Source organism: uncultured Parasphingorhabdus sp. (genome assembly GCF_963677535.2).
In the GTDB taxonomy this organism is placed as follows: Bacteria; Pseudomonadota; Alphaproteobacteria; order Sphingomonadales; family Sphingomonadaceae; genus Parasphingorhabdus.
In genome coordinates this window covers 424,312-437,489 of the sequence record NZ_CAXXUT010000001.1, presented here as the reverse complement: position 1 = coordinate 437,489, position 13,178 = coordinate 424,312, and the positions used below count along the sequence as shown (strand labels likewise).

Genomic DNA, 13,178 nt, shown 5'->3' with positions numbered 1-13,178 from the left:
GCCGTTCCCTCATACCCAACTGGTATCAGTCCCAGCCTGCGCTGGGGCGACGCCAGTCAACGGTAGCTTTTCGACCTGGTCCCAGCGATCAATAAACCCGCTTCTTCGGCTTCACATAGGTTGCTTCGTCGGTCAGCGTGTAATCATGCACGGGGCGATAGCTGATTTCGCTCTTGCCGCCCTTGCCGCCCCAGCCTTCGAAAGTGATGACCGTGTGCTTCATCCATTCCTTGTCGTTCCGGTCTTCATAATCCTCGTGCATATGCGCGCCGCGGCTTTCCTTGCGGTTTGCGGCGGCCTTGATCGTGACCATCGCCTGGCTCATCAGATTGTCGAGCTCGAGCGTTTCGATCAGATCGGTGTTCCAGATCAGCGAGCGGTCGGTGACGCCGATATCTGCAAGCTTGGCATTGACCTTGTCCATCGCGGCAACGCCCTCTTCGAGCAGCTTGTTGTCGCGGAACACGGCGGCATGCGCCTGCATCGTCTTCTGCATTTCGAGGCGCAAATCGGCGGTCGGGATCGAACCCTTGGCGTTGCGGAAATGGTCGAGACGTTGCAGCGCCAGATCGGCGCTATCCTTGGGCAGCGGCTTGTGCGACGCGTTGGGGGTCAGCTTTTCCTTCAGCCGCAGACCGGTTGCGCGGCCGAAAACCACCAGATCGATCAGCGAGTTGGAACCGAGACGGTTGGCGCCGTGCACGGATACACAGGCCGCTTCGCCGACGGCGTAGAGCCCTTCGACAATCGCGTCCGGATCATCGGCCGTCGGATTGATCACTTCGCCATGATAGTTACAGGGGATGCCGCCCATGTTGTAATGGACCGTCGGCACCACCGGCAAAGCTTCGCGGGTCAGGTCGACGCCGGCGAAAATCTTGCCGGTTTCGGTGATGCCGGGCAGCCGTTCGGCCAGCACTTCGGGCGCGATATGGTCGAGGTGAAGATAGATATGGTCCTTCTCCGGCCCGACACCGCGGCCTTCGCGGATTTCGGTGGCCATGCAGCGCGAAACGACGTCGCGGCTGGCCAGATCCTTGGCGCTTGGCGCGTAGCGTTCCATGAAACGCTCGCCTTCGCTGTTGGTCAGATAACCGCCCTCGCCGCGTGCGCCTTCGGTAATCAGCACGCCCGCGCCGTAAATGCCGGTCGGGTGGAACTGGACGAATTCCATATCCTGCAGAGGCAGACCCGCGCGCAGCACCATGCCGCCACCGTCACCGGTGCAGGTATGGGCAGAGGTCGCGCTGAAATAGCAGCGGCCGGAACCGCCGGTCGCCAGCACCACAGCGTGGCTGCGGAACCGGTGGATCGAACCGTCTTCCATGCAGATTGCAATCACGCCGCGACATTCGCCATCTTCCATGATCAGATCGATGGCGAAATATTCGATGAAGAAATCCGCGTCATATTTCAGGCTCTGCTGGTAGAGCGCGTGCAGCATCGCGTGGCCGGTACGGTCGGCAGCAGCACAGGTACGCTGGACCGGAGGCCCCTCGCCCATATTCTGCATATGGCCGCCGAACGGCCGCTGATAGATCGTGCCGTCTTCGTTGCGCGAGAAAGGCACACCGGCATGTTCCAGCTCGTAAACCGCCTGCGGTGCTTCGCGCACCAGATATTCGATCGCGTCCTGGTCGCCGAGCCAGTCGGAGCCCTTGACCGTGTCATACATATGCCACTGCCAGTGGTCGGGCGTGTTGTTACCCAATGAGGCGGCAATACCGCCCTGCGCCGCAACCGTGTGCGAGCGGGTCGGAAAAACCTTGGTGATGCAGGCCGTTTTCAGGCCCGATTCCGCAGCGCCCATGGTGGCGCGCAGGCCGGAGCCGCCGGCACCGACAACCACAGTGTCATAGCTGTGATCGATAATCTTGTAAGCAGGCTGGGTGGATTGTTCAGTCATTATGCTACCACTCCGGTAAAGGCTATTTTCGCGACCGAGAAAATTCCCAGAGCCGCACCGCCGATGGCGAAAAAGTTGAGGAGGACGATCAGGCCGAATTTGACGCCGTGATCGGGGACATAATCCTCGATCAGGACCTGCAGGCCGAGACGCAAATGCCAGAAGATGCTGACCAGCATCAGCATCATCGGTACGGCAACCAGCGGCGAAGCCAGCCATTCGACCATCAGGTCATGTTCATAGTTCGGCAGCCGGACGAGCGAAAAGACCAGCCAGAGCAGCAGCAGCAAATTGCTGACCGCGGTCACCCGCTGGACTATCCAGTGATGCGCGCCTTCCTGCGCCGATCCGAGGCCGCGTACCCGGCCGATATTGGTTCCTGAACCCATGATCCGATTCCTGTTCTAAAGAATATTCTTGGAAGCGATGTAGAGCCACATCGCACCGGTGCTGAGGATCGCTGCCAGAGGCACGGCAATCGACCACATTTTATTGCTCTGCAGTTCATAGCCGGCCCCCGCATCGAGCACGAAGTGGCGCAGTCCGCTATACATATGTTCGAAAAAGGCAAAGCTCATGCCGACCAGAACGATATAACCGATGTAACCCCAGTTGAACCAGCTGAGGAAATAGTCGTAGCTTTCCGGCCCTGCGGAGATCGCATAAAGCCACCAGACAAGAAGCGGAACGCCAACGAGCGCCATGGCGTCGCCGGTGGCCCTGTGAAGAATGGACACCAGCATATGCGGCCCCCATTTATAAACCTGCAGATGCGGTGAAAGCGGTCTGTTCGATGCTGAACCTGATACGCCGGACATTATATTCCCCTGAACAATATCTCCGGATGATGCCGGAGTCTTTGAAATAGAACCAATCCCTTAGCGAAAAGCGCGTATCATGCAAACCGGATGCGCATGATTTAGACAATTTATTAGTGCAAAATTCTCCAGACCGATTGCAAAGCCTGAAATTCGTATCATCGATGGACGCGGGCGCCCTGTCGTTCTAATCCGTGCGGATGAGCAATAGCAAAACGCATATATTGGTAACGGGCAGCAGCCGCGGCATCGGCAAGGCCATCATCGAATCGTTCGGCAAGGATGATGTGACGGTCGTCGGCCAGAGCACCGCCGGTGGAGATGATCTGGTCGCCGCCGATTTTACGCAGGACGGCTCGGCACCCCTGCTGTGGCAGCAGGCGCTCGACCGGCTTGACGGCCGCATAGACGTGCTGGTCAACAATGCCGGCCTGTTCCAGCCTAACCCGCTTGCCGCCGACGACTGGCTGGAAAGCTGGGACAAAACGATGACCATCAACCTGACATCATCGGCGGAGCTGTGCCGCCTAGCGGTGCTGCATTTTCAGCAGCACGGCGAGCCGGGCCGGATCGTCAATATCGCCAGTCGCGCCGCCTATCGCGGCGACAGTCCCGACCATTGGCATTATGCCGCATCGAAAGGCGGCATGGTGGCAATGACCAAGACCATCGCCCGAGCCTATGCGAAAGACGGGATACTGGCTTTCGCCATCTGCCCCGGCTTCACCATGACCGGTATGGCCGAGGATTATCTGGCAAGCCGCGGCGGCGACAAATTGCTCGCCGACATTCCGCTCGGCCGGGTTGCCCAGCCGGAGGAAATCGCATCCATCGCCCGCTATTGCGCGCTCGATGCGCCGCCCAGCATGACCGGCGCCGTACTCGATGCCAATGGCGCGAGTTTTGTCCGATGATCGTCCGCGAACATCTCGACACCGCTCCCATCCCCGGCGGCGATGAACTCCGCCTGTTCCGCCGCGCCCTAAAAGGTGCCGACGAATATTCAATCATGCTGGGTCGCATTGAGCTGATGAACAGCCGGCTGAGCGGGTCGGAAGAAGCACTCGCCACCCTCACCTGCGAACGCCTGGCAGTCAAAAACCCGCGTATATTGATCGGCGGCTATGGCATGGGCTTCACCCTGCGCGCCGCCTTGTCTGTCTTGCCGCCACAGGCGCATGTCGAAGTGGCCGAACTGATTCCGGCCATCGTCCAGTGGGCGCGCGGGCCGATGGCGGATCTCTCGCAAAAATGTCTCGAGGACAGCCGTGTGACCGTCACCATCGGCGATGTCGCAAATGTGATCGGCAAGGCGGAGCGCGACTATGATGCGATTTTGCTCGATGTCGACAATGGTCCAGACGGGCTGACCCATGAAGCCAATGACCGGCTCTACAGCATGGCGGGCTTGGCCACGGCGAAAAAGGCCTTGCGTTCCAATGGCATATTAGCGGTCTGGTCGAGCGAAGGCGACAACCGATTTACAGCGCGCCTGAAAAAATCCGGTTTCGCCGTCGCGGTTAAAACCGTCTCCGCCCGCAGCAACGGCAAGGGCGCAAAACATACGATCTGGCTGGCAGCAAATCGCTAAAGGCGATCTAGAAGCGAATATCAAACGCGACAAAGCTTACCAGACCGGCGATTGCCAGCACCAGGCTGCTTGCCGCCAGCGCCGCCACCGCCGCGCGCCCCTTTTTCCAGCCTGCGGTAAAGCCGGCCACGCCGGTCTTGAACAGCATATTCGCCAGCACCGTCATTGCCAGCACAAAGCCGGCCAGATCCGACATTATCGTTTCCTCCGGCAGCGCCCCCAAAGTGATGATCGCGGCATCGACGTCGAATGATCCCACGATCAGCACCAGATAGGCGATGCCGCTGCTTCCGTATTTTGCCTCGGCCCAGCGCGCCGCCAGCGACATTGCCGCGACGGTCAGCGCAAAGAAGAACGCCGGCAGCAGGCGGATGGGGTTGCGTGTTTCCACGCTCTCATCCGACCGGGCAGCCCCGCTCCGGCGCAGCAGGAGCAAGCCGATGATGGCGGCCACCAGCGCCGCAGGGGCGAGAATCATCGCCAGCGGCACGAAGGCAAAGCGCGCGAGCAGGAAAGTCAGCAACAGCACCCGGATATACATGACCGAGGACGCCAGCGCGATCCCCGCTGACAGGGTGCGACCTGCCGTCTCTTCCCCGCGCAATCGCTGCGCCAGCGACGCGGTCACTGCGGTGGAACTATAGGCGCCGCCAATAACGGCGGTGACCACCGTGCCATGGGCGGCGCCAATTATCCGGTTGGCGACATAGCCGGCAAAGGAAAGACCCGTCACCAATATGACGACAAACCATAGTTGCTGCAGGTTGAAGGCCTCATAAGGTCCGAAATCGCGGTCCGGGAGAAACGGCAGAACGGCGAGCGCGATCAGGGCAAAGCGGATCATCACATTGATGTCGGTCGGCCCCAGCCTGCGCATAAGTCCGTGCAGTTCCGACCGCATCGACAGCAGGCCGGTGACGATTGCCGCCCCGGCCATCGCCAGCGCCGGATAGCCGCTCCCCGCCAGCAGACCGAGACAGAGCGTCAGCAGCGAGACCACGAAATTGGTGATGCTGCGCCCGTCCGGCTCGTGGATGGTCTTGAAATGGCTGATCGACAACATCGCCACCACGCCGGTCAGCAGGATAGCGGCGATGACCAGATTCAGGCTTTGCGAGATCAGCGCGACCAGACCGCCGAGTCCGGCGATCAGGCCAAAAGTGCGAATCCCGGCAACCCGTGCGCCCTTGTTCTCGTCGCGCATCGTCCATCCGCGCTCGACACCGATCAGCAGGCCCGCCGCCAGCGCGATCGCAAGATCGCGATAAACAAGCCATTCGCCGGAGAATTCCGTCAGCATGGCACGAGCATCGTCCCGTGGTGAAATCCGGGTTTGGTCATCATCATCCAGCCTTAGTGAAAGCCGCCCCGGCATTTGCCCATGCGTAATTACCCGTAGGAACCAGTCAGATCGCTCCGCAAACATCTTTGCGCGATCCGGGCGAGAAATTTGCGCCATGACGCGTTTACCCTCTCACGGCGCTGGCATTGAGCGGCAAGCTCGGCTAACGGCTCCCCATGCTTAATTTCAGCAATATAACCGTGCGCCTCGGCGGCACCGTGATCCTCGACGGCGCAACCGCTTCGCTGCCTCCCGGCGCACGCGTCGGTATGATCGGCCGCAATGGCGCCGGTAAATCGACCCTTATGAAAGTGATCGCGGGCATGCTCGAGCCCGATGACGGCAGCGTCGACATGCCCAAAGACGCGCGCATGGGCTATATCGCCCAGGAAGCGCCGGCCGGACAGGCCAGTCCACTTGATACCGTACTGGCCGCCGATACCGAACGTGCGGCGCTGCTGGAAGAATCCGAAACCGCGACCGACCCGCACCGGATCGGCGAGATCCACGAGCGGCTGAACATGATCGACGCGCATAGCGCTCCGGCCCGCGCCGCAAAAATCCTGATCGGTCTCGGCTTTGACGAAGCGGCGCAACAGCAGCCGATGGACAGTTTTTCCGGTGGCTGGCGGATGCGCGTGGCGCTCGCCGCTCTGCTCTTCTCGCAACCGGAATTGCTGCTGCTCGACGAACCGTCGAACCACCTCGATCTCGAAGCGACCATGTGGCTGGAGAATTTCCTGACCAGCTATCAGGCGACAATCCTGGTCATCAGCCACGAGCGCGATCTGCTGAACAATGTGGTCGACCATATCCTGCATCTGCAGCATGGCATCACCACTCTCTATCCCGGCGGCTATGACGCGTTTGAGAAGCAGCGGGCGGAACGGCAGGCGCAGCAGGCCTCCGCGCGCGAAAAGCAGATCGCCCAGCGCGAAAAGCTGGAATCCTTCGTCTCCCGATGGGGTGCCAAGGCGCATAGCGCCAAACAGGCGCAGAGCCGGGTCAAGGCGCTCGCTCGCATGGAACCGATTGCCGCCGCGATCGACGATCCGTCGCTAAGCTTTCACTTCCCCAGCCCGGCAGAACTGAAACCGCCGTTGATTACGCTGGACGACGCCGCCGTCGGCTATGGCGACAATATCATCCTTTCCGATCTCAACATGAGGCTCGATCCCGACGACCGGACCGCGCTGCTCGGGCGGAACGGCAACGGCAAGACCACGCTCGCCCGGTTGCTCGCCAGCCAGCTCGAACCGAAAAAGGGGGCGATCAACAAGTCGGGCAAGTTGACTGTTGGCTATTTCACCCAATATCAGGTCGAGGAACTGGATACGTCGGACACGCCGCTGGAACATATGACCCGGCTGATGAAAGACGCCAAGCCGGGGGCCGTTCGGGCACAATTGGGACGTTTCGGCTTTTCCGGCGACAAGGCGACGATCAAGGTCGGCAAGCTGTCCGGCGGCGAGCGCGCCCGGCTGGCGCTCGCCATGATCACCCGCGACGCGCCGCATCTGCTGATCCTCGATGAACCAACAAACCATCTCGACGTCGATGCGCGCGAAGCCCTGGTGCACGCGCTTAACGAATATAGCGGCGCCGTCATCTTGGTCAGCCATGACCGCCATATGCTCGAACTGACCGCCGACCGGCTGGTCATGGTCGACAGCGGCAAGGCGAAGGAATTTTCCGGATCGCTCAAGGATTATACCGATTTCGTCCTTGGCAAGAACCAACCGGCATCGGCGGGCGGCAAGACCAGCGGCGGCAACCGCAAGGAAGAACGGCGCGCGGCCGCGGAACGGCGCAAGCAGCAGACCGAATTGCGCAAAACGATAGCCGCCGCCGACAAGGAAATGAAAATCCTGGCCGAGGAAATCTCCGCCATCGACCGCGCGATGTTTGATCCGGCAAGTGCAGCAGCGAAACTTGCCGATCTGTCGATGACCGAGTTGATGAAGCTGCGCGCCGACAGTCAGGACAAGCTCGATGCGGCCGAAACCCGGTGGATAGAAGCCAGCGACAGACTCGAACAGGAAAATGCCCATGCCTGACCGGCGCATCTCTGGCGGGCCCTCTACTGACGGGATCGTCCGTTGAGCGAGACGTGGAAAGTCTCGATTCCCTGCACCCGCGCCGAGGCCCGGACGCTGGCGGCGGACAATCTGTTCATTTCCTCCAGCGATTCAACGCCCACTATCGTCACCAGCGAGACCGATCCCAAGCGTCCCGACGAATGGATGATTGACGTCTATTGCGAGGAAAAACCGGATGCGGAGATGGTTGGAAATCTTTTGCTATTGTCACCCTCTGCCAAACGGGCCGGTTTCCAGCCAGCGGTCGAAATGCTCGGCGACGAGGACTGGGTGACGCTCAGCCAGCAGGGGCTTGAACCATTGCGTGCCGGGCGGTTTCATGTGCACACGTCTAGCGACCAGCCATCCGCCAATCCCAAGCTGACCAATATCTGCATCGACGCCGGGCAAGCCTTTGGCACCGGCCATCATGAAACCACGATGGGCTGCCTGCAAAGCCTCGACCGGCTGCGGCGCACCGGCCACCGGTTTCGCAATATTGCCGATGTCGGCACCGGTACCGGCCTGCTCGCCTTTGCCGCGCACCATCTCTGGCGCGACGCGAAGATCATCGCCAGCGATATCGATCCGGTTGCAGTCACGGTCACCGGCGAAAATGCGCGCCAGAATGCAATCACGCTGGGCAATGGCCGCAGCCAGATCCGGCTGGTGCAGAGCAACGGCCTCGATCATCCCGCGCTCAGCCAGCGCGCACCGTTCGACCTGATCATCGCCAATATTCTCGCCGGTCCGCTGGTCGCCCTCGCTCCGCAAATCGCCGCCGCATCAGGTGCCGGGACGGTGCTGCTGCTCGCCGGCCTGCTGAGCCGGCAGAAGGCCGAAGTGGTCCGGGCCTATGTCCGCGAAGGATTTCGCCTGAAACATTCCCGGTTGGACAACGAATGGCCCTGCCTGACTCTGGTCAAAGCGAAAAAATATGGCTGGACCCGCAAACCCCACCGCAAAAAGTCCCCGCTGGCATCGGATTATTTCGGGGAATGTTAGCGCTCCGCACCTGATGCGGAGCTCTGTCGGCACCTCACCATCACGCGGGCCGGGCTCCGTATCAAGTACAGAGCACACGCATAATCAAACGACCGTAGCCTCACCCGCCTGCGACCGGGCATAGTCCTGCGTCCCTTCGGTCAGCACCACATCACCCTCGAAAATCTCGGCAATCCTGATGTCCGGCAGGTCGGCAATCCTGTCGTAGAGCGGCTTGAAATCGGTCTCCACTGTCACCCTGAGCAGCTCGTCGAGGCTGGGGATGACGAAATAATTCTGCTGGTAATCATCGATTCTATACTCGGTGCGCAAGACCCGTTCGAGATCGAACAGGATCCGGTTGGGGCTGGGATCATCCAGCGCAAACACGCTCTCGCCATAGCTGGAGACAATGCCTGCGCCATAGATGCGCAAACCTTCGGCCTCCTGGATCAGTCCGAATTCCACGGTATACCAGTAGAGCCGCGCCAACTGTTTCAATGTGCCGAATTTCAGCGCCCTGAGCCCGCCGCGGCCATAAGCCGCCATATAGTCACCAAATCGCTGGTCCGCGAGCATCGGCACATGGCCGAAGACATCGTGGAAAATATCCGGTTCCTGCAGATAGTCGAGCTGGTCGCGCCGCCGGATGAAATTACCGGACACGAAGCGCCTATTGGCGAGATGTTTGAAGAACACATCGTCGGGCACCAGACCGGGCACCGCCACAACCTGCCAGCCCGTGGCATCCATCAGGATCCGGTTGAGCTCTTCGAAATCGGGAATACCGGGCCGCGACAGCTTCAAGATATCGATGCCGTCGAGAAACGCTTGCGCCGCCCGGCCCGGCAGCATTTTCTGCTGGCGGGCGAAGAGAATATCCCAGGTTTCGTGGTCTTCCGCCGAATAGCGTTGCCAGTCCTGGTCGATCGTCCAGTCGGCATTTGCGTGCGCTGGCGGCTTGTCATAGACATGGGTTTCGGTTTCGGGGGTATCGAGCATGGCCGCATCCTACAGCAGAAAAGGTTTCGATGGCAACTACAGCGCTTAAATGGTTGAAACGCATGGTGGTTGCACTGGTCGCGATCCTTTCCGCCTATCTGCTTGCGGCGCTGGCCGGCAGCCTGCTGCCCGCCAATCAGCACTGGCAAAGCCCCGAAGACGGCATCGAACTGTTCATCGAAACCAACGGCCTGCACAGCGGCATCGTCATGCCGATCTGGAGCGATGTCCATGACTGGACGCCTCTGGTCCGGCCCGAGCATCTCGCCGACCCGTCATATTATGGCAGCCACATTTTGGTCGGCTGGGGGCATGAAGGCGTCTATCGCAACACCCGGCAATGGAGCGACCTGCGCGCAAACGACGCGATCAGCGCGATATTTGGCAGCGACGATGTACTTGTCCACGTCTACCACCTGAAATATCCACAGGCTTATCCCTATTACCGCCGCCCCCTGAAAGTCAGCGCGGCAGAATATCGCAAAATCGCGACGGCAATCGAAGCGCGATTCATTCTGGACGAACAGTATCGCCCCCGACCATCACCCGGCTATGGTCGGGACGACCTGTTCTACGCTGCAAAAGGCCATTACAGCGCCTTCTACACCTGCAACAGCTGGACAAGCGACATCCTGCAGCAGGCCGGCATCCGCACCGGGCGCTGGACGCCTTTTCAGGGCGGTGTGATGCGCTGGTTTCCGGAGGGCATGGATTGAATTTGCAGCGTCGCCCTCGTTGAACGGCCACCATCGTGAAAACCGGTCCTTCGACAAGCTTAGGACGCCCGGGTGCGGAGAGATGTCGCCAAAAGTGGTCCGACAGAGACCGTTCGGGAAAACCCTGTCGAACCACAACTCGCTACTGATCCCTGTCAACAACCCGAAAACGAGCCCTAGCGCCCGCACATATCGAGCAATGCGGCACGGTCCTGTATCGTGATAACGCCATAGCCCGGCTCGATCATTCCCGCTGCTTCCAGCTTCGTCACCGCCTTGCCCAGCGAAACCCGTGATACCCCGACCAGATCGGCCAGATCCTGCTGCGTCACCCTCACCTGCGGCAGATCACCGGAAAGCTGCAACAACGCTTGCGCCAGCCGTTGCGGCACCGACAGCTTGCGACTGAATTCGATCAGATCAAAGGATTCCTGCACGGTCAGCGCCATCGTCTTGAGCAACAGGCGCGTAACCGCCGCATCGGCGTCCATCAGACTCTGCAGTTCGCTGTCGCCGATCCGGATCAAGCTGCAGTGGCTTCCGGCAATCGCATCCACCGTCCGCGGGAATTCCCCGAGAAAGGCCAGCTCGCCGAATGTTTCACCGGCGCCGAGCAGCGCGAAAAGGGTCAGCCGCCCATCCCGTCCGTAACGACCGATCTGTACCGCGCCGCTTTCGATATACCAGAATTCCCGGGCCTTATCGCCGCGTTGCTGGATGATCTGCCCCTTGGCGAACCGCCGTGGCTGGCCGCGCGCAAGCAGATCCTGGCGAAGGCCGTCGGGCAAGGCCATGACAAAGCCGGTACCGGCAACCGGCGTCGCTCCGCTCATGGGATTCTCCGATAATGATAACTAGTTTGCATTTATAAAGATATACATCGGCTACCCACGCTCCGCAAGCAATCCTCTGGGAGAGACATCATGCGGCCCGAACTATTGGCAATCACCGGTATATTCCTCGTCTTCGGACTGCTGGAATTTTTCCGCACCCGGCTTTTCAGCAAGCCCGAACAGACCCGCGACGACGCGCTGGTCGAGATTATCGGCTCTTTCGTGTTGCTTGTGATCACCCAGCCCGGCATCATTCTCGCCGCCCAGTTCATCCTCGGCACTGTCGCGCCGCAATGGCAGGGCGCGCTGGCTGGCATCCCCCTGATCGCCGCCATCGCCCTGTTTCTGGTATTCGACGACATGATGCAATATTTCTGGCACCGGCTGTCGCACAGCGTGCCCTTTCTCTACAATCTGCACCGCTCGCACCATAATGCGCGCTATATGAGCGTGCGGCTCGTCTACCGGAACAATATCTTCTATTATCTGACCATGCCGAGCATCTGGTTTTCCGGCGCGCTGATCTATCTCGGTCTCGGCTGGGTCTATGTCGGTTATATCATCGTCAAGATGGCAGTGATCGTCGGCGCGCACAGCGATGTCGCCTGGGACGCGCCGCTCTACAGGGTCAAATGTCTTTCCCCGGTCATGTGGCTTGTGGAGCGCACCATCTCGACGCCCGCGACCCACCACGCCCATCACGGCCGCCACAAAAGCGACGGCGTGACCCATTACAAGGGCAATTTCGGGAACCTGCTATTCTTCTGGGACGTGCTGTTCGGCACCGCCCACATCACGCGCCGCTATCCCGACAGTTACGGCGTGGAAAATCTCGCACCAGCCACTTTGGGCCAGCAACTGGCCTGGCCGATCTTTCCGGAGAATAAGGAAGGCGGCCACGGTGTAAAGGAACTGGCGGCGGTCGAAGCGATTGCGAATGTTTGAAAAGCTTGGGAGAGAGGTGGGGCGGTCGCCGGCCATGTCGCAGCGGCCGCCCGACTTCCCACCTACGGTCGCTACGCGCCCACCTGGCCGCTGCAACGCAGGGCCAGGCCATAGTCTTCAAGCCAGTCGGCGTCTGTGGGCAACAGATATTGCAGGGCTTCGGGCAACAAGCCGTGCAGCATATTGGCATGGGCCAATTCTGTGCGCCGGTCTGCAAAGCATAGGTTAGAGCCTGCTTCGGAGACAAAGCGAAGAACGCCCTCCTCGGTCGCCCCGCCTTCATCCGCAAGCGAAAGAAACAAAGCTGGTCGATCCTGCTTCTCCATGCCGGCCAGACGATGCGAGAGGCTCTGGTTGTCCCATTGCAGGCTGGGCGATAGGGCGGCATAGCCATCGAACAACTGGGGCGTTATAGCCCATGTTTCAGCCACAAAATGGCCGGCAGCGCTTTCGCCCGCCAGAAAGGCGCGACCGTCATCCCGATAGCGATCTCTGACCAGGGGCAGAACCGTTCCAGACAACCACGCTCTAAAGTCTGCGCTTTCTCCCGCTGTCGGATAGCGGCCTTGCTCTTCTCCGGATTTTGTCGGCGGCAGCAATTCCCGCTGCCGGTCAACCGTTTCGACGCCGACGAAGATCACCGGTGCGCTGCGCCGCCAGAGCTGGTTCCAGCGCTCTATGCCCAGGGTCAGGTAAAAATCCTGCCGCACCCCGCCATCCAGCATGATCAATATCGGATAAGTCTGGTCGCTCTCGTCATAATCGGCCGGCAGCACGACATTCAGACGTCGTTTGGCCCCGTGGGTCGAGACCAGATAGGAGGTGCCGATAGTCAGCGGTTCGGACGTGACGCTATCCTGCGCCTGCGAAGGTGAAAGACCAAATATAAAAAGCGCCATGGCTATCGCTGGAAATTTCAATATCTATCCCTTTCAACCATCGCTACAGGCAGCGCGCGCAACG

At 60.3% G+C, this 13,178-nt stretch carries 13 protein-coding genes; 6 read left to right on the top strand and 7 right to left on the bottom strand.

Annotated features, from left to right (window positions below):
* Positions 1-88 precede the first annotated feature (88 nt).
* The 3 genes from sdhA to sdhC are packed head-to-tail and all read right to left on the bottom strand — an operon-like array spanning position 89 to position 2,724.
* Positions 89-1,906: a succinate dehydrogenase flavoprotein subunit gene (gene sdhA, locus ACHZCJ_RS02080; RefSeq protein ID WP_159643195.1), complete on the bottom strand. Its 1,818-nt coding sequence runs from the start codon at positions 1,904-1,906 to the stop codon at positions 89-91.
* Complete coding sequence (sdhD, locus tag ACHZCJ_RS02075) at positions 1,906-2,295, bottom strand: succinate dehydrogenase, hydrophobic membrane anchor protein (RefSeq protein ID WP_321323473.1); 390 nt, start codon at positions 2,293-2,295, stop codon at positions 1,906-1,908. Before sdhD ends, sdhA begins: the two co-directional genes overlap by 1 nt.
* A 15-nt stretch (positions 2,296-2,310) precedes the next feature.
* The gene (sdhC, locus tag ACHZCJ_RS02070; protein WP_159643199.1) at positions 2,311-2,724 is read right to left on the bottom strand and encodes a succinate dehydrogenase, cytochrome b556 subunit; all 414 of its coding nucleotides are present in this window, start codon (positions 2,722-2,724) and stop codon (positions 2,311-2,313) included.
* Between the two features lie 200 nt (positions 2,725-2,924).
* Here sdhC and ACHZCJ_RS02065 point away from each other — a divergent pair, with 200 nt between their 5' ends.
* Positions 2,925-3,638, top strand: coding sequence for an SDR family oxidoreductase (locus tag ACHZCJ_RS02065; RefSeq protein WP_321323470.1), 714 nt, complete (start codon positions 2,925-2,927; stop codon positions 3,636-3,638).
* On the top strand, positions 3,635-4,315 hold the full coding sequence (locus ACHZCJ_RS02060; RefSeq protein WP_321323468.1) for a spermidine synthase: 681 nt from the start codon (positions 3,635-3,637) through the stop codon (positions 4,313-4,315). Before ACHZCJ_RS02065 ends, ACHZCJ_RS02060 begins: the two co-directional genes overlap by 4 nt.
* A gap of 7 nt (positions 4,316-4,322) precedes the next feature.
* Here ACHZCJ_RS02060 and ACHZCJ_RS02055 read toward each other — a convergent pair whose 3' ends face one another.
* Positions 4,323-5,690 (bottom strand): MgtC/SapB family protein, encoded by a 1,368-nt coding sequence (locus ACHZCJ_RS02055; protein ID WP_394700010.1) that lies wholly within the window; start codon positions 5,688-5,690, stop codon positions 4,323-4,325.
* A 143-nt stretch (positions 5,691-5,833) separates the two neighbouring features.
* Here ACHZCJ_RS02055 and abc-f point away from each other — a divergent pair, with 143 nt between their 5' ends.
* Together abc-f and ACHZCJ_RS02045 are read left to right on the top strand one after the other, a co-directional pair.
* Positions 5,834-7,714: a ribosomal protection-like ABC-F family protein gene (gene abc-f / locus ACHZCJ_RS02050; RefSeq protein ID WP_321323463.1), complete on the top strand. Its 1,881-nt coding sequence runs from the start codon at positions 5,834-5,836 to the stop codon at positions 7,712-7,714.
* A 42-nt stretch (positions 7,715-7,756) separates the two neighbouring features.
* The gene (locus ACHZCJ_RS02045; RefSeq protein ID WP_321323461.1) at positions 7,757-8,740 is read left to right on the top strand and encodes a 50S ribosomal protein L11 methyltransferase; all 984 of its coding nucleotides are present in this window, start codon (positions 7,757-7,759) and stop codon (positions 8,738-8,740) included.
* Between the two features lie 84 nt (positions 8,741-8,824).
* On the opposite strand, the gene phhA is transcribed toward ACHZCJ_RS02045, so the two are convergent.
* Positions 8,825-9,721 (bottom strand): phenylalanine 4-monooxygenase, encoded by an 897-nt coding sequence (gene phhA, locus ACHZCJ_RS02040; protein ID WP_321323459.1) that lies wholly within the window; start codon positions 9,719-9,721, stop codon positions 8,825-8,827.
* 29 nt (positions 9,722-9,750) lie between these two features.
* On the opposite strand from phhA, the gene ACHZCJ_RS02035 reads away from it, so the two are divergent.
* Positions 9,751-10,437, top strand: a complete 687-nt coding sequence (locus ACHZCJ_RS02035; RefSeq protein ID WP_321323456.1) for a TIGR02117 family protein — start codon at positions 9,751-9,753, stop codon at positions 10,435-10,437.
* Positions 10,438-10,613: 176 nt separating this feature from the next.
* Here the strand turns inward: ACHZCJ_RS02035 and ACHZCJ_RS02030 are convergent, their stop codons facing one another.
* Positions 10,614-11,270, bottom strand: a complete 657-nt coding sequence (locus tag ACHZCJ_RS02030) for a Crp/Fnr family transcriptional regulator (RefSeq protein WP_321323454.1) — start codon at positions 11,268-11,270, stop codon at positions 10,614-10,616.
* A 90-nt stretch (positions 11,271-11,360) separates the two neighbouring features.
* On the opposite strand from ACHZCJ_RS02030, the gene ACHZCJ_RS02025 reads away from it, so the two are divergent.
* Positions 11,361-12,215 carry a sterol desaturase family protein gene (locus ACHZCJ_RS02025; RefSeq protein ID WP_321323452.1) on the top strand — a complete coding sequence of 285 codons (855 nt, stop codon included), beginning with the start codon at positions 11,361-11,363 and terminating at the stop codon, positions 12,213-12,215.
* A 71-nt stretch (positions 12,216-12,286) separates the two neighbouring features.
* On the opposite strand, the gene ACHZCJ_RS02020 is transcribed toward ACHZCJ_RS02025, so the two are convergent.
* Positions 12,287-13,114 (bottom strand): alpha/beta hydrolase, encoded by an 828-nt coding sequence (locus ACHZCJ_RS02020; protein WP_394700009.1) that lies wholly within the window; start codon positions 13,112-13,114, stop codon positions 12,287-12,289.
* Positions 13,115-13,178: the final 64 nt, after the last annotated feature.